Here is a 24,738-nt window from a genome sequence, read left to right as displayed (position 1 = left end):
ATCAGCGGTTCGCCAATGTCTTCAGACCGCAAAAGACACCCGGAGCACCCACACAAAACATCTGAACAAATTGCTAAAGAACTGCTGGACAATGCCGAAACTCGTAAACTTCCGCACCGCCAAGACCAACCATTCTACGCTCCCTCGCTCGCTTGTCAACCCCCCTCGTCGACCCAACTCCGTTCCGCATGTCCGCCCCTCCTGAGCAAGCCGATTACTCTACCGAGCCAGAGAGGGAGGTGTCAACCTCGAACGGATGTTTTTATGGCGAAGACAAACCAACCGCCTTGGCGACAGCATCCACCACCTGGATTTGCTCGTTCTCTGACAGGTAAGGATGCATGGGCAAACTGATGACGCGCTTCGCAACGGCAGCGCTGACAGGGGTCGCTCCTGTCTCCAGACCGACATGAAACACGGGCTGTTCGTTCAGTGGAACAGGATAATGAACGGCGATCGGAATACCCTCATCCTGAAGCTGCGTTGCGACCTCATCTCGATTGGGCACCTGAATCGTATATTGCGCATAGACAGACAAATTGTCTGGCCGGATCGCCGGGGTCAGCACCGATGCGCCTCCGGTAGCGGTCGAGGCAGCTCCACGCTGGTTCAGTAACTCCGTATACCGTGCCCCTACTTTTGATCGAGACGCGATCTCGTCAGGGAAAATATCCATTTTAGCCAGCAAAACAGCGGCCTGAATCGTATCCAGACGCCCATTCAGACCCAGGCTCGGGTGATGATAACGCCGATCCTGACCGTGATTCCGGATCTCTCTGAGCTTCTTGGCCAGTGCGTCGTCGCTGGTGAAACAGGCGCCGCCATCGCCATAAGCGCCCAATGGCTTGGCCGGGAAAAAAGAGGTGCATCCGATCAGCGACATCCCGCAGGAACGCCGCCCCTGATCGCTGGCGCCGAAACTTTGCGCCGCATCCTCGATCACGGGCAACCGATGTCGCTCGGCAACCGCGTTGATGGCGCCCATCTCCGCGCACTGTCCGTACAGCGACACCGGCATGATGGCGCGAGTCCGCCCGGTGATGGCATCCTCCAGCAATTCGGGGTTGAGGTTATAGGTAACGGGATCGATGTCGACAAAAATCGGGCGTGCGCCGAGCAGCGCAATCATTTCGCCGGTGGCGATGAAGGTGAAGGGCGTCGTGATGACTTCGTCGCCGCGGCCGATCTCCAATGCCATCATGGCCGCCAGCAGCGCGTCCGTGCCGCTCGACATCCCGATGCAGTGACGCACCCCGACAAACTCGGCCAGCCGCTCCTCCAATTCCTGAATCTCCGGCCCCATGATAAATTGGCCGTGCTGTAGAACGGTCTCGATCCGGGCCTTGACGTTTTCTTCGATCAGGCTGTATTGGGTCTTTAAATCAATAAATTGCATTCATCTTGCCTATCAGTAATTGTGCCAAGGACATAAAACCGTCTCAGAACCGTCTCAGGGTAAAAGGATCTGCACCGTCTCAGACGGACGAAGCAACTCGTTGGTCCGCCGGTCGAAGACGATATCCAGATAATAAACAGCGCCTTCCAGTTCGACACGGACCGACTGCACCCCCAGGCTGTACACTTTACCCTCGCGGACCGTTCCATTGACTGTCACCTTCGCGGCCTGCCCCTGCTTCACGCCTCGCAGCACATTGGCGGTCACCAGGGCGCGGGCGAGCATCCGATCGTCTGGCGCAATGACGATGAGCGGTTTCTGCTGGAGCGTTTTGTAAATGACGGCGCCATTCCAGACATGTCGCGCCACGACGATCCCGTCGAAGGGGGCCAGTAGTTCGGTATGCTCCAGGGCGACCACCCTCGATGCCTCGACGGCCTTTGCCGCCTCCTCTTCGGCCACCGCGGCGACCCGTTTGAGTTCGGCGTCTTTCAGTTCCTCAATCGCGATCAATCCACGGTCGAAGAGTTCCTGGCCGCGGGTCAGTTCGCGTTGGGCCTGTTCGCCTTCCACCCGCGCGCGAGCAACGCGCGCGCGCGCTTCCAATAAATTAGCCCTGGCCTCGCGCTGATCCATGCGCAACAGCAGATCGCCTTTCTTCACATGCTGGCCGGCGCTGACGGCAACCTCATCGACGACGCCGTTCTCCAGCACCCGCATCTCGACTTCCTGGACCCATTCGAGCCATCCCTTGAGCTCCACCACGGCCCGAGCTTCGGCAACCGACAGCAGGAGTAACAGAGCGATCAACCCACGCTGCATCATGGTTCATCCCGAGGTGTTGGCGCCCACAGAGGCTGGCCGGAAAGCGCGTTCAGTTCGGCCCAGGTCAACGTCTGACAATAGGCCACGCGCTGTTCCAATAGACGGGTTTGGGTCTGCTGGCTCATGGAGTAACCAAGATCCGCCGTTACCTCCTGATCGTACAGGGTTCGGCTCTCGTCCAGCTTCAGATCGCGCCAGGTCGCTTCGGTGCTCACGCTCCGCTCCGCCGCGACCAGCGCCTTTAGACGCAGCAACAGTTCCAGAATCTGTTGACGCAACTCCATCTGAATCAGCGCCCGTTCCGACTCCGGGCGATCCTGGCCCAGCGTGCGCACGGCCTGGCCCTCGGCGGCCCTGGCAAGCAATGCATCCAGCGTTGGGAACCCGTCCGCCAAGGTCGGCAAGGTCGGCTCGGTCAGATTTCTTGGTATATCCTCGGGCTGTCCAAGCGCCTGAGCCAACAGCGAGCGAGCCCATTGCTGGCCAATCTCGTTCGCGGCCCGGCGATGGAGAAGGTTCTGATAGACCGTCTCGAGTTCCAGCACCCTCAGTTCGGACACCTGACCGAGTTGACGACGCACCGACGCCCGGTCGAATTGGATATAGGCGACCGCCATGGCCTCGCTCTCGCTGGCAAAGCTCAAATCCGCCAGCAGCACGTCGAAGAACCGCGCCATGACCTCCAACTGTTGTGCCGCCAGCGGCGATAGCAGGGCCGACAAGGGGTGATTCCGGTTAGGATCGTCAAACAGGCTGTGATTGAATGCCAACCCATGACAATCCAGATACAGGGACTGACGTCTTGGTAAGCGCGCATGAAGATCCGCGGATGCGGCCATGCGCGGGTGAGCATCGAGCGTCTTCAGCGCCTGCTCCAGGCTCAGTGGATCGGAGACCGCCCACGCCACGCCTGACCCGGTCTCGACGACCGCCAGGATCAGCAACACGATCGTCAGGGATGAAACGGAAATCGACAGGCGCATGGATCTTCACGCAGGAGTCTGTGGAGAGTGGAGATGGTTCATTGGCTACCGTGATCTTGATCGAGAGAGTAAACGGTGCGGGGGTAAAGGCTCAAGTCATTTGGCACAGACCGGCTTCTCATTTCGTGCAATCTTTCCGGAGATTTTCTCATGCAACAGATCCGTCATACGCTTGCCGCCACACTTATGATCGCCGTGCTCTCTAGCCCGGTCGGTGCAACCGAGTCCGCCGTCGAGCCCCCCTCCAGCCCGCTGGAGGGGGAAACCTGGCAACTGACCAGCCACCCCTCCGCGAACGGTCCCGTTGCGGTGATCGCCAAGGCCAAACCAGCGCTCTTTCGGTTTACAGCCGGACGGATCACAGGCAACGCCGGCTGCAATCAGATCACCGGCGCCTACCGTCTCGACGGAACCGGCCTGACGATCGACAAGAACCTGGCATCCACCATGATGGCCTGCCCCGAACCGCTGATGCGGCAGGAACAGGCGGTCACCGCCGCGCTCCCCAGCGTCGCCGCCTATCGACAGATCGGCGACCGGCTCGAATTGCTCGACGCGTCAAACCAGACCCTGCTCGGTTTTCAGGCGTTCCAGGCATCGCCATTGGTGGGCGCGACCTGGATGCTGGAAGTGTACAACAACGGCAAACAGGCGCTCGTCTCGCCTCTCGCCGGCGCCGACATCAGTCTTGAATTCAGCGAAGAGGGAACGCTTGGCGGCTCCGATGGCTGCAATCGCTACATGAGCGGATATCGACTCGAAGGCGACCGGCTGACAATCGGTCCGATCGCAACCACCCGCATGGCCTGCCGGGGTCCGGATGCCGTCGCCGCGCAGGCCGCCGCCTATACCGCAGCGCTCGGCACCGTCGCCGGCTATCAGATCGAAGGCCGCCAACTGACGCTCCTCGACGCGGACGGCAAGACCGCCGTACGGTTTCAAGCTCCCGCGACGCCCACTCCGGCCGAGTGATTCGGTCGAGCGCCCGCGAGCCTTGCGGGCACACGCCCAACCTGAACCCTGCCATGTATACTTGACGCCCCCTGGCCAATCCTAAAATTTCGCGCGAGGCGCTTCATGCACTGCTGGGCTCGATCTCTCTTCATCGCCGTGGTCGTGACCCTTGGGATCCTCAGTATGCTGGGCGCCTGCGGCCAAAAGGGACCGCTTTATCTGCCCGAAGAGACGCCAGCCAACACCCCTGCCCCAGGCGCGGACGTTCCAGTCGCCCCACCGCTTGACCTGAGCGAAGCCGAAGGGACGACAGCGACATCCGCGACCCGGCCCAACCCGCCCTAGCCGAGAACAGCAGCGACCCCGAATGGATCATTTCAACGAACGCGACGGTGTCCTTCATGTCGAGGACGTCCCACTCACCGCCATCGCCGAGCGTTTCGGCACGCCCTGTTACGTCTATTCGCGGGCCACGCTCGAACGCCACTGGCGCGCCTTCGACCGCGCCTTTCGCGAGCATCCGCATCTGATCTGCTTCGCGGTTAAGGCCAATTCCAATCTAGCGGTGCTCAATGTCCTGGCCCGCTTGGGCTCGGGTTTCGACATCGTCTCGGTGGGCGAACTCGAACGGGTGCTGGCGGCGGGCGGCGATCCCGCCAAGGTGATCTTCTCCGGCGTCGGCAAACGCGCGGACGAGATCCGCCGCGCGCTCGAGGTCGGCATCCGCTGCTTCAATGTCGAGTCGGAATCCGAATTGCTCCGGCTCGACCGCCTCGCGGGCGAACTCGGTTGCAAGGCGCCGGTCTCGCTGCGGGTCAATCCGGACGTGGACGCCCGGACCCACCCTTACATCGCCACCGGGCTCAAGGAAAACAAATTCGGCATCGACATCCAGTCCGCCGAGGCCGTTTATCTCCGCGCCGCCGCCCTGCCCAACCTGCGGATCACCGGCATCGACTGTCACATCGGCTCGCAACTGACCGATCTGGCGCCCTTCATCGACGCGCTGGGCCGGGTCATCGCCCTGGCCGACCGTCTGGCGCAGTCCGGCATCGTGCTCGAACATCTTGATCTGGGCGGCGGGCTGGGAATCCGCTATCGCGAGGAACATCCGCCGGAACCCGCGGCCTATGCCGCCGCCCTGAGTTATCAGCTTGCCAGCCGTCCCTATGAGGTCATTCTGGAGCCCGGACGCGCCATCGCCGGCAATGCCGGCATCCTGCTGACTCGCGTGGAATATCTCAAGCACGGCGAACACCGCCATTTCGCGATTCTCGACGCGGCCATGAACGACCTGCTGCGCCCCGCCCTCTATCAGGCCAACCAGGACATCGTCCCGGTCGTGCGCGCGAGCGATGCCGACCCCGCTCGTTACGATCTGGTCGGGCCGGTCTGCGAGACGGCGGACTTTCTCGGCAAGGAACGCACCCTGGCCCTGCGCGAGGACGACCTGCTCGCCGTGCGCGGCAGCGGCGCCTATGGCTTCACCATGAGTTCCAACTACAACAGCCGACCGCGCGTGGCCGAGGTGATGGTCGACGGCGACCGGGCGACGCTGGTGCGGGAACGCGAGACCGTCGCCAGCCTCTTCGCGGGGGAGTCCGTGCTGCCGTGAAACGCCGTCTCGAACCCGAGTTGATGGATGGCGTCGAGCAGGCGCTCGCCTATGCCGAGGCGGATTTCTCCGAATCCAACACGCTGTTCATCGAACTGCTGAAACAGCTGCAGCCAGGCGATCTTCATGGCGCCCGCGCGCTCGATCTCGGCTGTGGTCCGGCGGACATCAGCATCCGCTTTCTGCGTGCCTACCCGAAAGCGACCTGCGACGCGCTCGACGGCGCCCAGTCCATGCTCGATCTCGCCCAGCAAGCGTTGGACGGACTCCCCGGCGTCGCGCCGCGCTGCCGGTTGATCCGCGACAACATCCCCTCCACGCAGATCCCGAGCGCCCACTACGACCTGATTCTGTCCAACAGCCTGCTGCATCATCTGCACGATCCGCAGGTGCTCTGGCGCGGCATTCGGGAGGCCGCCAAACCGGGCGCGCTGGTTCTCATCATGGATCTGATGCGCCCGGCCTCCGCCGGCTGGGCCGAGGCGCTGGTGGCGACCTATGCCGATGGCGCCCCGGAGGTTCTGCGCGCCGACTTCCGCCATTCGCTGTTCGCCGCCTTCGAGCCCCAGGAGGTCGTCGTCCAGCTTGCCGAAGCCGGACTGACCACGCTGGAGGTTGCCGTCGTCAGCGATCGCCATCTGGCCGTTTCGGGACGTTTGCCTGGCTCCCTGCCGAGCGGAATCGAAGGATGAGTTTGCGGTTCACCAAGATGCACGGACTCGGCAACGACTTCGTCGTTTTCGACGCCATTCGTCAGCACGTCGATCTCGACCCATCGACCATCCGCCGCCTCGCCGACCGGCGTTTCGGCATCGGCTGCGATCAGATCCTGCTGGTCGAACCGCCGCGTCTGGCCGGCACCGACTTCCACTACCGCATCTTCAACGCCGATGGCTCGGAGGTCGAACAGTGCGGCAACGGCGCCCGCTGCTTCGCCCGCTTCGTCCGCGATCAGGGCTTGAGCGATCGCGACGAGATCCCGGTCGGGACCGCCGCCGGCGCGATCCGACTCTATCTGGAGCCGGACGGACAGGTGCGAGTCGACATGGGACAACCCGAATTGACGCCCGCCCGTATCCCCTTTCAGGCCGACACCTCAAGCCCAACCGCCACGCTGGAGGTCGCCGGCGAGACGCTGACCATCGGCGCGGTCTCCATGGGCAATCCGCATGCCGTGCTGCTGGTCGAGGATGTCGAGACCGCCCCGGTCGCCCGACTCGGTCCGCTCATCGAGTCGCACCCGCGCTTTCCCCGCCGGGTCAACGTCGGTTTCATGCAGATCCTGACCCCGACGCACATCCGCCTGCGCGTCCATGAGCGTGGCGCCGGCGAGACCCTCGCCTGCGGCACTGGGGCCTGCGCAGCGGTCGTCAGCGGACGGCTGCGCGGACTGCTCGACACCCGCGCGCGGGTCAGTCTGCCGGGCGGCGATCTTATGATAGAGTGGCGCGGTCAATCTCAGACGGTCTGGATGACGGGTCAGGCCGAAACCGTGTTCCAGGGGGAAATCGATCCATGAGGGCACAGTCGTGAGCAGTCAGCAGGCCGAACCGGCCACACCCGAGGATCCCGCACTCCACACGCTGGTGACGAGCTATCTGCTCAATCACCCAACCTTCTTCGAGCACAACCCGGAAGTTCTGATTGCCCTGCGGGTTCCGCACCACACCGGCGGCGCCATCTCGTTGATCGAGCAACAGGTGCGGGTTCTGCGCAAACAGCTTGAGACCGAGCGCAACCGTCTCAGCCATCTCATCTCCCGCGCGCGGGAATATGAAACGCTGTCCGCACGTCTGCATGGTCTGGTGTTGCAACTGCTGTCGGTCAACGATCCAGACCACCTCTGTCACCTCCTCAAGGACGGTCTGCGCCGTGAGTTCAACGCCGAGGCGGTCAGCCTCAAGCTCTTCCCTTTAGCGCCGGCGGACAACGGCCAACTGGATCCGCTGACTGCGGCTTTCCGTGATTTCGTGGATCGTGAACACGCACTCTGTGGGCCATTGAACGAGGAGAAAGGCGTCGTCCTGTTCGGCGAAATCGGCGTCGCCATGCGGACCGCGGCCCTGATACCGATCCTCGCCGATGGCCAATCCGGCGTCCTCGCCATCGGCAGCGCGGACCCGGAACGCTTCCGCCCCGACATGGGCACCGACCTGCTCGACCAACTCGGCGAAATCGTCGGCCATAAGCTGAAAGCGGTTCCGCTCGCGCCATGCGGCCATTGTTAACCTTGCGGATGCGTCAAGTTTACCGTTGTCGTTGTCGTTGTCGTTGTCGTTGTCGTAATCGAATCATCGACAACGCATCTGCAAGCATTTGGCGCCCTCAAGCAATCTGCGACATGGGGGCGGGACACCCGCCCCCCGAACACTGGTCGGATCGATGATCGAAGCATCCGATTATGATTACGACAACGACAACGGAAATGATCGCTGTTCAGCTTGCTACAGCGATGATCATGACTCGTGGGGCGGAGGCGAGGCATCGCTCGCGATGACCGAGACGATGATCGCCGCCACGCACGAATCGCAATCGATGAACACCGAGACAGCGCCAGATCCGATCGGACCTTTTCTCGCCCATCTCGCCCATGAGCGTCGCTTGGCCGAGCATACCCTGACCAATTATCGCCGCGACCTGGAACGTCTCGCCGTCTGGCTGACCGACACTGACACCGGAGCGATCGACCAGCTCGACGCACAGAGGGTGCGTCAATACATTGCCTGGCGTCATCGCAACGGTGCCTCCGGCAAGACCCTGCAGCGCGAACTCTCAAGCCTACGCAGCCTCTACCGCTGGCTGCTGCGCGAGGGGCGCGCGAACGCCAACCCCGCTGTCGGGGTGCGCGCGCCCAAAACCCCGCGCAAGTTGCCGGTCACACTCGACGCGGATCAACTGTGCAGCCTCCTGGACCACGCCGACGATGATCTCTTGACGCTTCGCGACACCGCCATGGTCGAGCTGTTCTACTCGTCCGGCCTGCGTCTGGCGGAACTGGTCGGGGTGAATCTGGGCGACATCGACATGACCGAGGGCGAACTGTCCGTCCTCGGCAAAGGCGCCAAAACACGTCGTGTTCCGGTCGGCACAAAGGCCCGCGAAGCAGTGCAAACCTGGCTGCGGGTGCGCGCCAATCTCGCCAATGTCGATGAGTCCGCGCTCTTCGTCAGCAGTCGCGGCACCCGCATCCATCCACGTACCGTACAGGTTCGTCTCGCCCAATGGGCACGAACCCAGGGCGCCAGCCGCGGACTGCATCCGCACCTGCTGCGCCACAGCTTCGCCACCCATCTGCTGGAATCCTCCGGCGATCTGCGCGCCGTACAGGAACTGCTCGGACATGCCGATATCGGCACCACCCAGATCTACACGCATCTGGATTTCCAGCATCTGGCTCAGGTCTACGATCAAGCGCATCCTCGGGCAAGGAAAAAACCTTAGATCGGACCCCATCATGTTGCTCTCTCCCAAATACCGGTTTCTCTTCGTCCATATCGCCAAGACCGGCGGAACCAGCGTGCGCTCGGCTCTAGAAGGCTTGCGCTGGCGCGACCCCTGGTATTACCCCATGTTTCTGTGCAGCCGTTTCAGCCATCTGAGCGGACATCGCATTGCGACCAAGCTGCCGCGCCACGCCAAGGTGATCGCCGCCCGGGAACTCTTGCCCAGGGAATTTTTCGACGCGTTGTTCAAATTCGCCTTTGTCCGCAATCCTTGGGATCTTCAGGTCAGTTCCTTTCATCACATTCGCCGGGAGCGCCCGCGCTTTCTGGGGGGGCGCGAAACTTTCGAGGACTTTCTACGCTGGAAGCTCGATCCGCAACGCCCCTACCAATACCACCTCGATACTTCCATCACCTTGCAATCGGACTATCTGATCGATCTGCACGGTCAGGTCATCGTGGACTTCATCGGCCGCTATGAACGCCTGCACGATGATTTTGCGACCGCCTGCGCACGGATCGGCATCCAGCCGCCCGCCCTGCCCCACGCCCGCAAGGCAGCGGATCGCAAGCAAGACTATCGTGGGTATTACAACGACCAAACCGCCGAACTGGTTGCCAGCTATTTTGCCCGCGACATCCAATTGCTGGAGTATCGGTTCGAACCGGATTAAATCGCCACCGGAGCGGTCTCAGGGGTTGCGAAAACCTCCGTGTCGAGGTCGCTCGCGGCGGTCGGCGGGACGCGAACTCAATCTCTTGGCACAAGGTCTCGATAAGCATGCCAGGTCGCATGACCAACCAGCGGAACAGCGATAAACAGTCCGATATAAAAGGTCACGAGACCGACGCCGACAATGAAGACGATCAGCGTCGCCCACAACAGCATGGGAACCCAGTTCAGCGCGACGGCCCTGACACTGGTTCGCATGGCGGTCAAGGCATTGATCGGTCGGTCGATCAGCATCGGCACGGTAATGGCGCTGATACAGAAGGCACAAGCCGCGAAAAAGGCGCCGACGACCGTGATCGACACCAGGATCAGGGTGTGCTCGCCAGACAGGAACACAACGGGGATGAAACGCTCCCACGTCGGGAATGGATGATTGAACAGCATGATAAACAGAAAAACCGTGGCAAGAATCCACAGTTGCATGATCATCACCAGAAAAGCGGTCGCGATTCCAAGTTGTCCCTGATTACGCTTGAATGCCTCTAGTGCCTGGCAGGTCTTCAGGGACTCGCCGCGTTCCAGGTGAGCGCTCATCTGATACAGCCCGATGGCCAGCAGCGGCGCAACCAGAAAAAAACCGGCGATTAAAAACGGCACCAGAAAGGTCAGATGGCCTACGACCAGCAAGAGTGTAATCAAGCCGCTGATCAGCACAATGCCCGCGCCATAGGTCAGACTGTAACCGGGCGCGGACTTGATATCGCCCCACCCTTTGCCCAGCCACTGCCAGATATTCTCGAAATCGATCTTGTTGACACGCGGTTCGTCCCGGCTCGATTGTTCCGCGGCGGCAATCGTGTGCATGGCAGTTTCCTCCAAAAGGATGATCCGAGTCTTCATTCGCGCTGCGCCGGCCGCCGTTGCGAACCGCGAGACGGAGGTCACGGGGACGCGAAGCATGTCACGGTGGACGCGGATTCGATCGGGTGATTGATTGATGGCGCCTAAGCGATAACGCCAGCGTCAAACGATCTATGACTTTTTTGAAAAACGCAAGCGAAAGATGATAGTAATCAATGTATTAGATTTTGTCTTTTTGCTTATATTCAGGCCGCTCTGCGGCCCGGAAACCGCAGCGGGCAACGGGCGAAGCAGGACGGATCACTGCCAAACTGCGAATCGTCGAGTTCTTCGTTTAGACTGTCGAAGCAATTGGCCGGTCGTCCCAACGGATCACAGTATCGCTAGATCAAGTCTCGGAGCCATCATGTCTCACGCCACTTTCGTCCCCCTCGTCGAAGAGCTTGCCGAGGGCATCCATTGCATTGAAACCGGTCTCTACCGACACGGACTCGCGGCCTGCTATCTGGTGCGCGAGGGCGATCGACTAGCCTTCGTCGATACCGGCACGGCCCACAGCGTGCCCGCTCTCCTGGCGGTGATTGCCAAACTCGGCCTGACGCCAGAACAGGTGGATTATGTGATCCCAACCCATGTCCATCTGGATCATGCGGGCGGAGCCGGGGGTCTGATGGCCACCTGTCCCAACGCGCATCTGATCATTCATCCCAAGGGCGCGCCCCATTTGATCGATCCCGGCAAGCTCATCGCCGGGTCCTCGGACGTCTATGGAGAAGCCGCCTTTGCCAGGGATTTCGGCACCCTGACACCCGTCCCGGCCGAGCGGGTCATCCTGGCCGAGGATGGTCAAACCTTCGATCTCAATGGCCGCGTGCTGACCTTCCTCGACACGCCCGGCCACGCGAACCATCACGGCTGTCTTTTCGACGCCAGAACCCAGGGCTTTTTCACCGGCGATACCTTTGGCATCGCCTACCGCGAGTTCAAGACCGCCCGAGGTTCCTGGCTGTACGCCCCAACCACGCCGGTGGCCTTCGACCCCGATCGGTGGCTCGCCAGCCTGGACAAGTTGATGGCCTTCGCCCCCCAGGTCATGTATCTGACCCACTATGGCCGCGTCGATCATCCCGAGGCACTCGTGGACGATCTACGCCAGAGCATCCGGGACATGGCGAACCTGGCGCTCGCCGAAGAAGGCCGGGCAGACGGTGAGCGGCAGGCCCGGCTCAAGGCCGCCATCGCCGAGCACTTGATCGCCAGCGCTCGCGCGCACGGCGTTGACATTCCTGATGCTCGGATCAATGAATTATTGGCGGTCGATACCGAACTCAATGCGCAGGGATTGCACGTCTGGCTGCAACGACGCGAGCAGCGGGCTGCGGCTTAAACCGCGACGGGGCCGAACAACCGAACGCAGAGCGGCGTGACGAAACCGTGAAAAATCCCAGTCACCAAACCGTTGGGAGATGAGAGGTGACTCATTGATTGAGAAAGAAAAAGATGGCGTAGACTTATTTCGACAGCAAGTCCGGGACGCCGCGCCGCTACAACATGATGTGGTCGCGACCTATCGCCCCAAACCGCCGCCCATTCCACGCCCGCGTGCCATCGTGCCGCCAGAAGACGCGGCGCGCGTTACCCTGTCCGAATCCGAAGTCGAAACGCATGACTTTCTCCTGTTTGCCCGCCCCGGCATTCAACGCCGGGTGCTCGCCGACCTGCAACGCGGCGCGATCGAGGTGGGGCTGGAAGTGGATCTGCACGGTCTGCATGCCGAGCATGCCCGGCAGCTCCTCGCCGAGTTCCTTGCCGAGTGCGGCCATCGTCATGTCCGCTGCGCGCGCATCATCCATGGCAAGGGGCATCGTTCCTCGGGCAATCAGCCGGTTCTCAAACAGAAGATCAACTACTGGCTACGCCTCTACGATCAGGTTCTGGCCTTCTGTTCGGCCACCCGACGCGATGGCGGCACGGGCGCGGTCTATGTCCTGTTGCGCAATCCCAACAAACAAAGGCAGGGCGAGCGACGCTGACGATCCTGTCGGATCAGGTTCAACCCGCATCTGTCGCCGTGATACCATCCGCACCCATGCTGACCTACCCCGAACTCGACCCCATCGCGCTGGCCATTGGACCGCTCAAGGTCCATTGGTACGGTCTCATGTATCTCGTCGGCTTCGCCGTGGCCTGGACGCTGGGCCGCTGGCGCGGCTCGCGCCCCGGCTCCGGCTGGACCGGCGAAATGGTGGACGACCTGATCTTCTATTGCGTCATCGGCACCATCGCCGGCGGACGTCTCGGCTACATGTTTTTCTACGGCTTCGACCAGATCCTCGCCAATCCGCTGAGTCTTTTGAAGGTCTGGGAAGGTGGCATGTCCTTTCACGGCGGTCTGATCGGCGTCCTGCTGGCCATCCTCTTCTTCGCGCGCCGCCAGCGGATGCGTTTCTTCCAGGTCGCCGACTTTCTGGCCCCGCTCGTACCGCCGGGGCTCCTCGCCGGCCGACTCGGCAATTTCATCAACGGAGAGCTTTGGGGTCATCGCACCGACGCCCCCTGGGGCATGCGCCTGCCCTGCGACCAATTTCCAGGTCAATGCCTGGATCAGGCGCGGGACACCCTCTGGAGTCCACCGGTCCATGCCTCGCAACTCTACGAAGCGGCGTTGGAAGGAGTCGCGCTGTTCTTCATCCTCTGGTTCTTCTCCCGCAAACCGCGCCCCATGATGGCCGTCTCGGGTCTGTTCCTGCTCGGTTACGGGACATTCCGATTCATGGTGGAATTCGTGCGGTTGCCGGATGCCCACATCGGCTACCTCGCCTTCGACTGGCTCACCATGGGGCAGTTGCTGACGCTCCCCATGATCCTCGCCGGAGCGCTCCTGCTAGCGCTCGCGTATCGTCCCCAAACCTCGACGGGGCGACCGCCAGCGCACTGATTGCTCTCTTAGCCGCGAATCCCGCGCGGAACCGCCGCCCGCTCCGCCCGCTCGAAAAACCATTGCGCGGCGAGCGCGAACAGCGCCGAGGGAATGGCGCCTTCCAGGATCAAACCCGTGTCGTCGAGCCGAATGCCGGCCAGAATCGGCTGGCCATACCCGCCGGCGCCGATCAGTGCGCCAAGCGTGGCCGCACCGATGTTGATCACGGCCGCGGTCTTGATGCCGGCGAGCAAAGTCGGCAGTGCTAGCGGCAGTTCGATCCGCCACAGACGGGCGCCAGCAGACAGCCCCAGGGCATCGGCGGACTCGCGCAGGGTGGCGGGGATGCCGACAAGACCGGCATGAGTGTTGCGCACGATCGGCAGCAAACTGTAGAGAAACAGCGCCACCAAGGCCGGACCCGCGCCGATCCCGAGAAAGGGGATCATGACCACCAGCAGCGCCAGGGCCGGAATGGTTTGCAGGATGCCGACCAGTGCAAGCAGACTCTGCCCCAGACGGCGACGGTAGGCGGCCAGGATGCCGAGCGGCACGGCCACAACCACCGCTGCCAGAAGCGACACGCCGACCAGCATCGCGTGCTCAAGGGTATAGCGTAACAGACGTGCGGCGCGGCCCTCGGTCGGGGCGGCGACCGCGAGATCGAACCGGGTGCGCAGCCAGTCGGCGGCAACCTCGGCCTCGGCGCGGCCATCGATCTTCACCGCCGCATTCAGCGCGATCATCCGCTCCGCGTCGATCAGACCGAGACTGCGCCGCAATGCCGCCACCGCCAGGGGCGAGCGCTGCTCCAGGTCCGCCCGGTAGAGCAGCACGGCATCGTAGCGCGGGAAATAACCTTGATCGTCGACGAGGGTTCGCAGATCGTAAGCGGCGATCTCGGCGTCGGTCGTATAGACCTCGGTGACGTCGGCATCTCCGGCGCCAAGCGCGCGATAGGCCAACTCGTGTTCGACGCCGCGCACATCGCGCTGCGGCAGTCCATAGACGTCGCGCAGACCGGGCCAACCATCGGCGCGATCCATGAACTCGCTGCCAAAGCGCAGTCGAAGATCCGGGTGGGCCTTGAGATCGGAGATGCTTGCGACTCCCAAGGCGGCCGCCCTGGACTCCGGGATGCCGAGCGCAAAGTTGTTCTGAAAACCGATCGAGCCGGCCATGCGGATGCCATCCGTCGCCAGGCGGGCAACGAGCGCCGCCTCATCCTGGGGCTCGGAACGGGCCAGGATTTCATGGGTCAGGGTTCCGGTGTACTCGACATAGGCGTCGATCTCGCCGTTGGCCAGGGCATTGAAGAGAATCCGGCTGCCGCCGAGCGCGCGACGGTGGCGCACCGGCGTGCCAGAGTCGGCGACCAGATCCTTCAGCACCTCCCCGAGCACGACACTCTCGGTAAACTTCTTGCTACCGATCACGACCTCGTCACCGGTCCGACCGCAACCGGCGAGCAGCGGCATCAGGGCGGACAGCACGCCGAGAAAAGCCCATGCGCGGCGAGCTGTCAAAAGACCGCCTCCGTCAGATGGCTGCGCTGGGCGCGGATGAATTGTTCGACGAAGGGTTCGGCGGGCGCGGTCATCAGATCCGTCAGGCACCCGACCTGGACGACCCGCCCGGCTCGCATCAGGACGATGGTGTGAGCGAGAAAGGCCGCCTCGGCCAAATCGTGCGTCACCAAAACGACCGTCTTGCCCAAGGTCGCGAAGACCTGTTTCAACTCTTCCTGAAGCTCGTAGCGGATCATCGGGTCCAGGGCGCCGAGCGGCTCGTCGAGCAGCAGCGCCTCCGGGTCGAGCATGAGCGCGCGCATCAGGGCCACGCGCTGATTCTGACCGCCGGAGAGTTCGCTCGGATAGCGGTCCAGTCCGTCGGCCGGGAAGTGGGTCAGTGCGGTGAGATCCGCCAGGCACGGCGCGATGCGTGCCTGGGACCAGCCGAGGTGACGCGCCATCAAGGTCACGTTCTGGCGAGCCGTGAGGTGCGGGAACAAGCCGCCCTGCTGGATGACATACCCCATCCGCTGGCGCAGACGACGCAGGCTTGCCGCCGCCAGGGGCTGGGCGTCGAAGCGGACGCTGCCCGCGTCGGGAGTCAGCAGCCCGATCAATAAACGCAACAGGGTCGACTTGCCGCATCCCGAGGGGCCGATCAGCGCGGTGGTTCGCCCCCGCTCGAATGCCAGCGTGACCCCGTCAAGGGCGGTCGCCTGTCCGTAACGCTTGAATACCTGATCGAGAACGAACATGGACGACATAAAAAACCGGCCAGAAGCCGGTTTTTTCGATCAGGCCATCGCCTTGATATGGGCGTTCAGACGGCTCTTGTGACGCGCCGCCTTATTGGCGTGGATCAAACCCTTGCGCGCGGCGCGATCAATCCTGGGCACTGCGTCCTTGTAGGCCTGAGTCGCGGCTTCCTTGTCTTCCAAACGAATCGCCTTGATGACCTTCTTGATAAAGGTCCGCAGGGTGCTTCGTTGCGCGGCGTTGCGCTGGCGATGGTCCTCGGCCTGACGGGCGCGCTTACGGGCTTGTACTGAGTTAGCCAACTGGGTCTCCTGAAAATCCGGTGCTTTGATCTGATCGAAACGTTAAGACCGAGCATTTTTCCCGTATTAGACACGGTTGTCAATCCCGAGATCGATCCGCTGGCGAGCCTCCAGCGTTTGCCGCACCACGGTCTCCATGGCCTCGTGGTCGGTCCAGGGGCTCATGACGAAGGATTTCAGGGCAGCGATCGGGGTCTTGCCATCGGCGGCGAAACGATAGGCATCGGTCCAGGACAGCAGCACGCCTTCACCGCGCATCGCTTGTGCATGGGTCCAATCGAAGATCCGTCGGTTGTAGAGATTGTGCCGCTCCAGTTCGGCCCGGTAAGCGGGGTCGGCGAGTTCGCGCCGGTAGGCTGTCGCGGCGTCCACACCCTCGGGATAGAACCTGAAGAGCGTGACAGGACCAAGGTTATCCTCGTTCAGAACTCGCGCGCAGGGCACACCTTCCAGACGTTCCCGCAGTCGTTCAGCCATCTCGACGCTATGCCCCAGGATCGTTTGGTAGCCCTGTTTGCCCAGCAGTTTCAGATTGGCGAGCGCTGCCAGCGCGCCAGCGCCGGAACGCGAACATTCCAGCGTGAACAGACCGGGGCGGTAGTGACCGAATTGATAGAGATAGGGCATGGCCGCCGGATCGCGGCTGAGAAGCGCCAGATCGGCTCGCCGCTTGGTCAGGAAGAGACTCGACACATAGGGTGCGTAGCCGGTCTTGTGGAAATCCATACCGAGACTGTCGGCCAGAAACAGCGGCCGCATCCGCTCCAGCGTATCGCGCAGCGCGCGCAGGGTACGGTCGTGGAAGCCGAGCGGGTTGGCGTCAAAGTCATAGTCCTGGAACACCAGCCAGGGCCAGCCGATCACCGCATCCGCGTGCAGATAAGGCGGAAACGGCGGCCGATACTCAGCCACCAGCCGCTCGCGCAGGTCGGCGACGGCGGCCAGATCGTCGATGCCGAAGGCGTCGGTGGTGCCGAGCGTGAGAATGATGGCGAGGACCGTTTCGTCGCGTTCGTAGAGTCCACGCAGGGTCGCTTCGAGATCGGGTAGCGAGATGTCGTTACGGCTCGTGCTGGGGACGGTGATCAGGTTATCGCTCCCCAGCCCCAGCCAGCCGGCAACGTTTAGCCGAGCGTAATGCGAGGCGCCCGAGGCGACGATCTTGTACTCCTGGCGCACGCCGCGTTTCATGGCCTGGCCGCCGGTGAGCTTTTCCAGCGCCAACTTCACGCCATAGAGAATCGTCCCGGTACCGCCGAAGGTGAAGACGCCGCCCGCCTCGGCCGGATCGTAGCCGACCAGACTGGCCAGCATGGCGACCGCCTCGACTTCGGCCTCGGCGAAGCGCGCCGAATATTCGTCCCAGATAATGTTGGGATTGTAGAGCGCGGCGGCGATGTAGGCGGTAATGCTGGAAATCGTGGGCGGCGGGATGACGTTGGCCTGCGCGTTGGGATGCGACCAGACGGTCATGCCGCGACAATAATCCGCCAGCATGGCGTTGATGCTTTCCACCGAGGCCATGTCATCGGGCATGACCAGGGTGCGATGCGCGGCGTAATCGGCCTCCCGCTTGCTGCCAAGGACCGGCGCGGCGGACTTGAGCGCGTCGACCCGGTCGAGAAAGCAGGACACGCTATGGACGAAATAGCCGTCCATGATGGGGTTTGAGACCGGCGAGGGAAAATAGGTCTTCAGGGTTTCCAGAAGGTCACTGTAATGACTCGGTGCGCTGTTCATGGACATCAACCTCGTCGCCAATGGATTCGCGCCTTTCGGCGCGAATCGCGGTTGCAGCCACGGGTCAAGCGGTCATTGATCGGTCAGTGTGGAGTGCCGCTGCCCAGCAGGATCCCAAAACGCTCCATCGCCCCGGCCCCGAAGCTGGCGCCAAGTCGCTTGGCAAGCGAATCCAGAAGATCCTTCTTCTGAGTGTAGTCGACGAGCGTCTCAGCGCCGATGAGGTCGCGCGCGACCGAACTGGAACTGCCGAGACCGTCGGCAAGCCCGAGTTCGACCGCCTCCTGGCCACTCCAGAAAAGTCCGCTGAAGAGTTCGTCTCCACCCTTGAGCTTGTCCCCCCGCCCCGTTTTGACCTCGGCGATGAATTGTCGATGCAGGGTATCGAGCACGCTCTGGATAAAGACGCGCTGCGACTCCGGCAGCGGCGAGAAGGGGTCAAGGATGCCCTTGTTCTCGCCCGCGGTCAGCAGACGGCGTTCGACGCCCAGTTCTTCCATGGCGTCCTGAAACCCGAAGCCGTCGATGCGCACGCCGATGGACCCCACCAGACTGGCCTTGTCGACATAGATGGCGTCGGCGCCAACGGCGATGTAATACCCGCCGGAGGCGCACAAGTCGACGGCCACGGCATAGACCGGCATGTCCTTGTCCTTGTCTTTTTTATATTTGGCCTTGAGCCGCTTGATTTCGTCGTTGATATAGCCGGCCTGCACCGGACTGCCACCGGGACTGTTGATCCGCAGGATGACGCCCTTGACCTGATCGGCCTCGAAGGCAGCGCGCAGCGCAGTGATGACGTTATCCGCGCTGGCGTCGGTCTCCGAGGAAATGACGCCCTTGACTTCGATCAGCGCGCTATGGCCTTCCTTGGACGACATCCGCTCGATCATCTGCGGGGAGTATGCCGCGACCAGAATCCCGATGAGATAGAGCAGAATCAAAAATTTGAAGAAAACGCCCCAGCGCCGGCGGCCGCGCTGATCGCGCAGATAGTCGGCGGCCATCCGATTGATGAGCGCGCGCTCCCAATCCGGCTGGTCGGGCGAGGGCATCGCATCCTTGCGCCGAGTCCAGAATGTCCAGTTCATGCAAGTCTCCAGGCAGTTGGCAGTTGGCAGTTGGCAGTTGGCAGTTGGCAGTTGGCAGTTGGCAGTTGGCAGTTGGCAGTTAATTTGAGCACAAGGATTTAGCATTGTGTCTATGCCAGACACCTGTTTGCTCGCGGATCAAGGATTAAATCGCCATGCCAGAGCGGCGCTGTAAGCTGTCCACTGACAACTGACAACTGACAACTGACAACTGACAACTGACAACTGACAACTTTGTTATCTCTATGGCAGGCCGCGACTGGTCAGCCACTCGGGAATCGACCCGAGCGAGTCCAGGCAGGCCAGCGGGGAATGCGCCAGCAGGCGGTCAGACGAATGCACGCCAAAACTGACCGCCAAGGCTTCGGCCCCGGCATTGCGCGCCATCTGCATGTCGTATTCGGTGTCGCCGATCATCAGGGTCTCGGCAGGACGCGCGCCAAGTTCGTCCATCAACTCGAACAGCATTTGCGGGTTAGGCTTGGAAAAGGTCTCGTCGGCGCAACGGGTGGCATGAAAGAACCCTTCGAGTCCTGTCTCGATCAGCGATTGATCGAGCCCCCGCCGACTCTTGCCGGTCGCTACGGCCAGGCGATAGCCTTGCTCCGCGATCCAGTCCAGGGTTTCCCGCGCCTCTGGAAAAAGGATCGATGGCGTCTGGTTGGTGACCAGAAAATGCCGCCGATACTCAATCACCAAGGCACCGCGCAGGATCGCATTCGCGGTGGGCCAAAGTTGATCCATGGCCTCTTCAAGTCCAAGCCCAATGATGTCGCGGGCGGCATCCCGGCTTGGCTTCGGCAGACCCAGTTCGGCGAAGGCGGCCTGGAGACAACTGACGATCCGGGCCTCGGAATCCATCAGGGTGCCATCCCAGTCGAAAACAATCAGTTCAAAACTCACTCCCCGACCTCCAGGGTGGACAGAATCTGCTGCAATTCATGCGGTAATGGAGACTCGACGCGCAGTGGACCGCCCATATAATCCAGCCGGACAGTCAAGGCGGCGGCATGCAAAAACAAGCGCGAAAGCCCGCACGCTTTCACTGCCCGATTGGCCTGCTCATCGCCATATTTCGGATCGCCCGCCAGCGGTGTGCCCAGATGAGCGGCATGCACCCGAATCTGATGGGTGCGCCCCGTGATCAGATGGGCCTCGACCAGCGTGAGGCGCTGGCCTCCAACGGCGAACCGTCCCAGTCGCCGAAAGAGCGTCCGGGCCGGCTTGCCATCGAGCGGGTCGACCCGCACCAGGCGCTCGCCGCCACGCAGAACGTTCTTTTTTAAGGGCGCGTCGACGAGCACCTCCGGGTGCGCTAGTTCGCCGACGAGCAGCGCCAGATAGCGCTTATCCATCTTGCCTTCGCGAATCAGCTGGTGCAATTCACGCAGCGCACTGCGCCGCTTGCTGATCACCAGGCAGCCGGAGGTCTCGCGGTCGAGCCGGTGGACCAGTTCCAGTTCATGCCCTGGGCGCAACTGACGCAGCGATTCGATCAAGCCATAGCTGAGTCCGCTCCCCCCATGCACGGCCAGCCCCGTCGGCTTGTCGATGACCAGCAGCCGGTCGTCTTCGTAGAGTACGGAGCGATCGAGACGCGCCAACTGAGGCTCCGGCACCCGCCCTGGCGGCTCGGGCGGCGCCAGACGGAGCGGCGGAATACGCACCAGATCGCCGATCCGCAGCCGCTGGCTTGCCTTCACCCGGCCTTTGTTGACACGCACCTCGCCGCGACGCATCACCCGATACAGATGACTGCGCGGGACGCCCTTGAGGATCCGGAGCAGGAAATTATCGATACGCTGACCATCGGATTCCGCATCGACCCTCACGAATTGTGGTTCGGCTCCCTCGTCCCCAACTTGGTTCTGTGGACGCGGGGAAGCGGAGCGAGTCTCCGTGGAGTGAGTTTTTATACGAGTCTCTATGGGATTCAAGTGGGTCTTGCCCTGCCCTGTTGGCCTAATTGCTGCTATTAAAGTTCGCTGATACCATTGGTTACTTGCGCTGGCCAATGGAATCGAGTTTTTTACCGAAGCGGCAAGTGCATCCGCGGCTCGCATCGAACGCCGATCGACCAGGCGCCGATCCGCCCCTCGGACGGAAAGCCGGCAGTTGCGATCTGACCACGCCGCCCTCGAGAACGAGGGGTGCCATCCAGCGAACTTGTGACATCGAGTAACGCGGATTCTACACCCAGCGCCTCTCCCCGCGGGGTGCGCCAAGGCAGGCCAGCGCAGCCGACGCCCTGCTCGCCGCTTCGTCGCAGGTCGCGCTCCAAATGCGGAGCGCGACCACCAATCGCGGGTTCCACATGGAATCCGTCAATGATCGTTCATGCGCGCGTGCCCGTTTGAAGCCCGCCGGCCGAGCGGACAGTGCCGACGCCCTTGGCCCACTTGTGCTGAGCGAAGCCGAAGCATCCCGAGCCGACCGGCGACGCGCCGAGCCGCCCGCGGGCTCCCTCTAGAGGACGCTCGCGGCGAGGCGCCCAACCACGGGTTACGCGCCGTGGTGTGTGAGAAGGAACAACATGAAAAGAATGCTGATCAACGCAACTCAGCCGGAAGAGTTGCGCGTCGCGACCGTCGACGGCCAAATACTTTACAACCTCGACATCGAATCGCCCGGCAGGGAACAGAAAAAATCCAATATTTACAAAGGCATCATTACAAGAGTCGAACCCAGCCTGGAGGCCGCGTTCGTCGAATATGGCGCCGACCGCCACGGCTTTCTGCCGCTCAAGGAAATTGCGCGCGCCTATTTCGAGCCGGACACCACCAAGGCCGGCACCCGCGTCAGCATCAAGGAATCGGTCCGCGAGGGCCGCGAGGTCGTGGTGCAGATCGACAAGGAGGAGCGTGGCAGCAAGGGTGCCGCGCTGACCACCTTCATCTCGCTGGCCGGCCGCTATCTGGTGCTGATGCCGAACAATCCGCGCGCCGGCGGCGTGTCGCGGCGCATCGAGGGACAAGATCGTAACGAGCTGCGCGACGCCATGAGCCAGCTCGTCATCCCCGAGGACATGGGCCTGATCGTGCGCACCGCGGGCGTGGGCAAGAATGTCGAGGAGCTTCAGTGGGATCTCGACTACCTGCTCCAGCTCTGGAAGGCCATCGAAACCTCCAGCGAGGGACGCAAGGCGCCCTTTCTCATCTATCAGGAAAGCGATGTCATCATCCGCTCGATCCGCGACTATCTACGCGCGGACATCGGCGAGATCGTGATCGACGATCCTGAGGTCTACGAGCGGGCCGAAAATTTCATCAGCCAAGTCATGCCGCAGAATCTCAAGAAACTGCGCCTCTACGAAGACGAAGTGCCGCTGTTCACCCGCTATCAGATCGAGAGCCAGATCGAATCCGCCTTTCAGCGCGAGGTGCGCCTGCCCTCGGGCGGCTCCATCGTCATCGATCATACCGAGGCGCTGACCTCGGTCGACATCAACTCGGCGCGTTCCACCAAGGGTGCCGATATCGAGGAAACCGCGCTTAACACCAATCTGGAAGCCGCCGACGAAATCGCACGCCAATTGCGTCTGCGCGATCTCGGCGGACTCTTCGTCATCGACTTCATCGACATGACCCCGCCCAAGAACCAGCGGGCGGTCGAGGATCGGCTGCGCGACGCGCTCAAGCAGGATCGCGCGCGGGTCCAGGTCGCGCGCATCTCGCGCTTCGGTCTGCTGGAGATGTCGCGTCAGCGTCTGCGCCCCTCGCTCGGCGAGTCCAGCCAGCAAGTGTGTCCGCGCTGCAAGGGTCAGGGCACCATCCGCGGGGTCGAATCGCTGGCGCTGTCGATCCTGCGCATCGTCGAAGAAGAGGCGATGAAGGAGAACACCCAGCGCATCGTCGCCCAGCTCCCGGTCAGCGTCGCCACCTTTCTGCTCAACGAGAAACGCCGCGCCATCCTCGATATCGAGCATCGTCAGGGCGCCGAGGTGTTGCTGCTCCCCAACGAGCATCTGCAGACCCCGGACTATCGCATCGAGCGCGTGCGCGTCCAGGACGCCACGAAGACGATCGAGTTGCAATCGAGCTACGAGTTAACCGCCCCTCCCGAGCCGAGCAGCGTTCCCCTGTATGCCAAGCTCGACGCGAAACTCGGTCAGCCGGACCGCCGCGAGGAACCGGCAGTTAAGCACGTCACCCCCAGTGCGCCGGCGCCTCAACGCGAGGCCTCGCGCATCCCCTCACCGGTCGCACCTCGCAAAGAACCCGAACGCGGCGAATCGGAAAGTCTGCTCAAGCGTATCTGGACCGGCCTGTTTATGCCTCGCCCAGCAGATTCCGAGACCTCATCGTCATACCCTGACGGCGATCCAGACGCAGCTCTCCACCCCGAGCGGTCCGCTCCTGCCAGGGAACAGCCCCATAGCCCTGACCGGGATCCACAACCGCAACGCCAACGCTCCAGTACGGCAAGCCGCGGAGAACGCCCAAGTCAAGGCAGACCGCTCCAGTCCCGCGAAGAGCGCTCACGCGGCAACCGGCCACGCATCGATCAGGCATCCACGGACACGGGTCTAGGCGAACCGACCAGTCGTCATCGCACTGATCGGGACGACTCGCCGAAGTCGGCGGATGGCGACGAGCAAACGCGCGGTCTGCGCGCTGGCGAGTCGCGTTCGCGACGCAACGGAACGCGGGGGCGGCGAGGGCCAGGTGACACGCGCGGTCCAACGCAGCGCCCGGACGAGAGCGAGTCCAACCAAGGTGGCAGCAGAAACGCTGATCGCGGCCATTCCCTGCCATCCATGGTTGAGCAGAGCGAACCTGGATCCACGAGCGCTTTTTCAGCGCCAACGGGAAAAAACGAACCAGGAACAAGCCCGGCCGACAGGCCAGCACTCCAGGACGAGAGCGGCCAACGGTGGTGGGAGTCCGCGCAGGATTCGACGGACGAAGACACCTGGACAGAGTCGACCTCGATCACTGACGATGCGAGCGAGCGCAGCGAGCGCGGCGACCTGGAGCCAACCGACAGCGAGCGGGACGATGAAGCGGCCGAATTGACAGCGACCGGTGCCACCCGACCGCGCTCATCGCGTCGCCGCCGGGGTGGACGCAACCGTCGGCGAACCCCAGCCAGCGCAGAGGCCGCCACCGGTTCCGAGATCGCGGTCAGCACAGAGCATGTGGACGGCTCTCCTTCGGCGGAGGGCGCGTCGAGCCAGGCATCCGATCAAGTGTCGGAGCCAGTGCGCAACCATCAGGAAGCATGGCCTCACGCAGCGACCGTCACGGACATACCTACTACTGCGGCGCCAACCTTCGCACCGGAACAGCCATCCGAGGCGTTTACCGAGGAACCGCTCACGCCCGACGCGCAACCCGACCCGCTTGCGGAGCAACCATTGCCTCAAGAACATATCCCGGAACCGGCGCCAATACCGACGCCAGAGTCGGTCGCCAGTGCGCCCATCCCGGAGCCCCTCGTACAGATCCTCGACACGTCCGCGCCGCCGCCACTTGTCGCGAGCGACACGCCTACGGCAGAGTCAAAGGACGCTGGCGCCAGCTCAGGCGACGGGGAACCCGCACCGCGTCAACCCGACGCGCCGTCCGTCGACGACGCGCCGCGACCCGAACCCGTCATCGCCTCGCCGGAAGAACCGGAGCGGAACGTAAACGGTTCCTGAGGGAGCGACGAAACCGCGCCTCGCCGC

General features: G+C 62.6%; 23 protein-coding genes. 12 read left to right on the top strand and 11 right to left on the bottom strand.

The window, feature by feature from the left end; translation table 11 throughout:
• Positions 1-262: 262 nt before the first annotated feature.
• Genes CCR95_RS13650 through CCR95_RS13640 form a run of 3 tightly spaced genes read right to left on the bottom strand, consistent with a single transcriptional unit; the run spans position 263 to position 3,204 of the window.
• Positions 263-1,396: a DegT/DnrJ/EryC1/StrS family aminotransferase gene (locus CCR95_RS13650; protein ID WP_201095213.1), complete on the bottom strand. Its 1,134-nt coding sequence runs from the start codon at positions 1,394-1,396 to the stop codon at positions 263-265.
• A gap of 54 nt (positions 1,397-1,450) precedes the next feature.
• Positions 1,451-2,221, bottom strand: a complete 771-nt coding sequence (locus CCR95_RS13645) for an efflux RND transporter periplasmic adaptor subunit (protein WP_201095212.1) — start codon at positions 2,219-2,221, stop codon at positions 1,451-1,453.
• Positions 2,218-3,204, bottom strand: a complete 987-nt coding sequence (locus CCR95_RS13640) for a TolC family protein (protein ID WP_201095210.1) — start codon at positions 3,202-3,204, stop codon at positions 2,218-2,220. Before CCR95_RS13640 ends, CCR95_RS13645 begins: the two co-directional genes overlap by 4 nt.
• 150 nt (positions 3,205-3,354) lie before the next feature.
• On the opposite strand from CCR95_RS13640, the gene CCR95_RS13635 reads away from it, so the two are divergent.
• The 8 genes from CCR95_RS13635 to CCR95_RS13600 all read left to right on the top strand — a co-directional run bounded on the left by CCR95_RS13635 (position 3,355) and on the right by CCR95_RS13600 (position 9,890).
• On the top strand, positions 3,355-4,176 hold the full coding sequence (locus tag CCR95_RS13635; RefSeq protein WP_201095208.1) for an META domain-containing protein: 822 nt from the start codon (positions 3,355-3,357) through the stop codon (positions 4,174-4,176).
• A gap of 105 nt (positions 4,177-4,281) precedes the next feature.
• Positions 4,282-4,503, top strand: coding sequence for an LPS translocon maturation chaperone LptM (lptM, locus tag CCR95_RS26360; protein ID WP_201095205.1), 222 nt, complete (start codon positions 4,282-4,284; stop codon positions 4,501-4,503).
• Between the two features lie 22 nt (positions 4,504-4,525).
• A complete protein-coding gene (gene lysA, locus CCR95_RS13625) occupies positions 4,526-5,773 on the top strand; it encodes a diaminopimelate decarboxylase (RefSeq protein WP_201095203.1) in 1,248 nt (415 codons plus the stop codon).
• Positions 5,770-6,465 carry a methyltransferase gene (locus CCR95_RS13620; RefSeq protein ID WP_201095202.1) on the top strand — a complete coding sequence of 232 codons (696 nt, stop codon included), beginning with the start codon at positions 5,770-5,772 and terminating at the stop codon, positions 6,463-6,465. The genes lysA and CCR95_RS13620 overlap by 4 nt, the downstream gene beginning before the upstream one ends.
• On the top strand, positions 6,462-7,292 hold the full coding sequence (gene dapF / locus CCR95_RS13615; protein ID WP_201095201.1) for a diaminopimelate epimerase: 831 nt from the start codon (positions 6,462-6,464) through the stop codon (positions 7,290-7,292). The genes CCR95_RS13620 and dapF overlap by 4 nt, the downstream gene beginning before the upstream one ends.
• 10 nt (positions 7,293-7,302) lie before the next feature.
• A complete protein-coding gene (locus CCR95_RS13610; protein WP_201095200.1) occupies positions 7,303-8,001 on the top strand; it encodes a DUF484 family protein in 699 nt (232 codons plus the stop codon).
• A gap of 307 nt (positions 8,002-8,308) precedes the next feature.
• Positions 8,309-9,214, top strand: coding sequence for a tyrosine recombinase XerC (gene xerC, locus CCR95_RS13605; protein ID WP_201095199.1), 906 nt, complete (start codon positions 8,309-8,311; stop codon positions 9,212-9,214).
• A 13-nt stretch (positions 9,215-9,227) separates the two neighbouring features.
• Complete coding sequence (locus tag CCR95_RS13600) at positions 9,228-9,890, top strand: sulfotransferase family 2 domain-containing protein (protein ID WP_201095198.1); 663 nt, start codon at positions 9,228-9,230, stop codon at positions 9,888-9,890.
• A 77-nt stretch (positions 9,891-9,967) separates the two neighbouring features.
• On the opposite strand, the gene CCR95_RS13595 is transcribed toward CCR95_RS13600, so the two are convergent.
• Positions 9,968-10,753 carry a DUF2189 domain-containing protein gene (locus CCR95_RS13595; protein WP_201095191.1) on the bottom strand — a complete coding sequence of 262 codons (786 nt, stop codon included), beginning with the start codon at positions 10,751-10,753 and terminating at the stop codon, positions 9,968-9,970.
• A gap of 403 nt (positions 10,754-11,156) precedes the next feature.
• Here CCR95_RS13595 and CCR95_RS13590 point away from each other — a divergent pair, with 403 nt between their 5' ends.
• From CCR95_RS13590 to lgt, 3 genes are all read left to right on the top strand, one after another.
• Complete coding sequence (locus tag CCR95_RS13590; protein ID WP_201095189.1) at positions 11,157-12,137, top strand: MBL fold metallo-hydrolase; 981 nt, start codon at positions 11,157-11,159, stop codon at positions 12,135-12,137.
• Positions 12,138-12,234: 97 nt separating this feature from the next.
• A complete protein-coding gene (locus tag CCR95_RS13585) occupies positions 12,235-12,783 on the top strand; it encodes a Smr/MutS family protein (RefSeq protein WP_338115399.1) in 549 nt (182 codons plus the stop codon).
• Positions 12,784-12,839: 56 nt separating this feature from the next.
• Entirely contained in the window at positions 12,840-13,688 is an 849-nt protein-coding gene (gene lgt / locus CCR95_RS13580) for a prolipoprotein diacylglyceryl transferase (RefSeq protein ID WP_201095179.1), read from the top strand.
• Positions 13,689-13,696: 8 nt separating this feature from the next.
• Here lgt and CCR95_RS13575 read toward each other — a convergent pair whose 3' ends face one another.
• The 7 genes from CCR95_RS13575 to CCR95_RS13545 form a co-directional block, all read right to left on the bottom strand.
• Entirely contained in the window at positions 13,697-15,196 is a 1,500-nt protein-coding gene (locus tag CCR95_RS13575) for an ABC transporter permease/substrate-binding protein (protein ID WP_201095177.1), read from the bottom strand.
• Positions 15,193-15,945 (bottom strand): ATP-binding cassette domain-containing protein, encoded by a 753-nt coding sequence (locus CCR95_RS13570; protein WP_242523231.1) that lies wholly within the window; start codon positions 15,943-15,945, stop codon positions 15,193-15,195. The genes CCR95_RS13575 and CCR95_RS13570 overlap by 4 nt, the downstream gene beginning before the upstream one ends.
• Before the next feature lie 30 nt (positions 15,946-15,975).
• Positions 15,976-16,239, bottom strand: a complete 264-nt coding sequence (gene rpsT, locus CCR95_RS13565; protein ID WP_201095172.1) for a 30S ribosomal protein S20 — start codon at positions 16,237-16,239, stop codon at positions 15,976-15,978.
• 66 nt (positions 16,240-16,305) lie between these two features.
• A complete protein-coding gene (locus tag CCR95_RS13560; protein ID WP_201095170.1) occupies positions 16,306-17,979 on the bottom strand; it encodes a pyridoxal phosphate-dependent decarboxylase family protein in 1,674 nt (557 codons plus the stop codon).
• A gap of 83 nt (positions 17,980-18,062) precedes the next feature.
• Positions 18,063-19,070: a S49 family peptidase gene (locus CCR95_RS13555; RefSeq protein WP_201095168.1), complete on the bottom strand. Its 1,008-nt coding sequence runs from the start codon at positions 19,068-19,070 to the stop codon at positions 18,063-18,065.
• A gap of 243 nt (positions 19,071-19,313) precedes the next feature.
• On the bottom strand, positions 19,314-19,973 hold the full coding sequence (locus CCR95_RS13550) for an HAD-IA family hydrolase (protein ID WP_201095165.1): 660 nt from the start codon (positions 19,971-19,973) through the stop codon (positions 19,314-19,316).
• Positions 19,970-20,902 carry an RluA family pseudouridine synthase gene (locus CCR95_RS13545; RefSeq protein ID WP_338115398.1) on the bottom strand — a complete coding sequence of 311 codons (933 nt, stop codon included), beginning with the start codon at positions 20,900-20,902 and terminating at the stop codon, positions 19,970-19,972. The genes CCR95_RS13550 and CCR95_RS13545 overlap by 4 nt, the downstream gene beginning before the upstream one ends.
• Before the next feature lie 701 nt (positions 20,903-21,603).
• Here CCR95_RS13545 and rne point away from each other — a divergent pair.
• Positions 21,604-24,711, top strand: coding sequence for a ribonuclease E (gene rne / locus CCR95_RS13540; protein ID WP_201095161.1), 3,108 nt, complete (start codon positions 21,604-21,606; stop codon positions 24,709-24,711).
• The last annotated feature ends 27 nt before the right edge of the window (positions 24,712-24,738 follow it).

The sequence above is a fragment of the Thiocystis minor genome (assembly GCF_016653465.1).
GTDB classification, from domain to species: domain Bacteria; phylum Pseudomonadota; class Gammaproteobacteria; order Chromatiales; family Chromatiaceae; genus Chromatium; species Chromatium minus.
This window is presented reverse-complemented; position numbering and strand designations above follow the sequence as displayed.

Bases quoted from the DNA above. Each gene is read 5' to 3' on its own strand.
- CCR95_RS13650 (WP_201095213.1), bottom strand. From the start codon at position 1,396: ATGCAATTTATTGATTTAAAGACCCAATACAGCCTGATCGAAGAAAAC.
- CCR95_RS13645 (WP_201095212.1), bottom strand. From the start codon at position 2,221: ATGATGCAGCGTGGGTTGATCGCTCTGTTACTCCTGCTGTCGGTTGCC.
- CCR95_RS13640 (WP_201095210.1), bottom strand. From the start codon at position 3,204: ATGCGCCTGTCGATTTCCGTTTCATCCCTGACGATCGTGTTGCTGATC.
- CCR95_RS13635 (WP_201095208.1), top strand. From the start codon at position 3,355: ATGCAACAGATCCGTCATACGCTTGCCGCCACACTTATGATCGCCGTG.
- lptM (WP_201095205.1), top strand. From the start codon at position 4,282: ATGCACTGCTGGGCTCGATCTCTCTTCATCGCCGTGGTCGTGACCCTT.
- lysA (WP_201095203.1), top strand. From the start codon at position 4,526: ATGGATCATTTCAACGAACGCGACGGTGTCCTTCATGTCGAGGACGTC.
- dapF (WP_201095201.1), top strand. From the start codon at position 6,462: ATGAGTTTGCGGTTCACCAAGATGCACGGACTCGGCAACGACTTCGTC.
- xerC (WP_201095199.1), top strand. From the start codon at position 8,309: ATGAACACCGAGACAGCGCCAGATCCGATCGGACCTTTTCTCGCCCAT.
- CCR95_RS13600 (WP_201095198.1), top strand. From the start codon at position 9,228: ATGTTGCTCTCTCCCAAATACCGGTTTCTCTTCGTCCATATCGCCAAG.
- CCR95_RS13595 (WP_201095191.1), bottom strand. From the start codon at position 10,753: ATGCACACGATTGCCGCCGCGGAACAATCGAGCCGGGACGAACCGCGT.
- CCR95_RS13590 (WP_201095189.1), top strand. From the start codon at position 11,157: ATGTCTCACGCCACTTTCGTCCCCCTCGTCGAAGAGCTTGCCGAGGGC.
- lgt (WP_201095179.1), top strand. From the start codon at position 12,840: ATGCTGACCTACCCCGAACTCGACCCCATCGCGCTGGCCATTGGACCG.
- CCR95_RS13570 (WP_242523231.1), bottom strand. From the start codon at position 15,945: ATGTCGTCCATGTTCGTTCTCGATCAGGTATTCAAGCGTTACGGACAG.
- CCR95_RS13560 (WP_201095170.1), bottom strand. From the start codon at position 17,979: ATGAACAGCGCACCGAGTCATTACAGTGACCTTCTGGAAACCCTGAAG.
- CCR95_RS13555 (WP_201095168.1), bottom strand. From the start codon at position 19,070: ATGAACTGGACATTCTGGACTCGGCGCAAGGATGCGATGCCCTCGCCC.
- rne (WP_201095161.1), top strand. From the start codon at position 21,604: ATGAAAAGAATGCTGATCAACGCAACTCAGCCGGAAGAGTTGCGCGTC.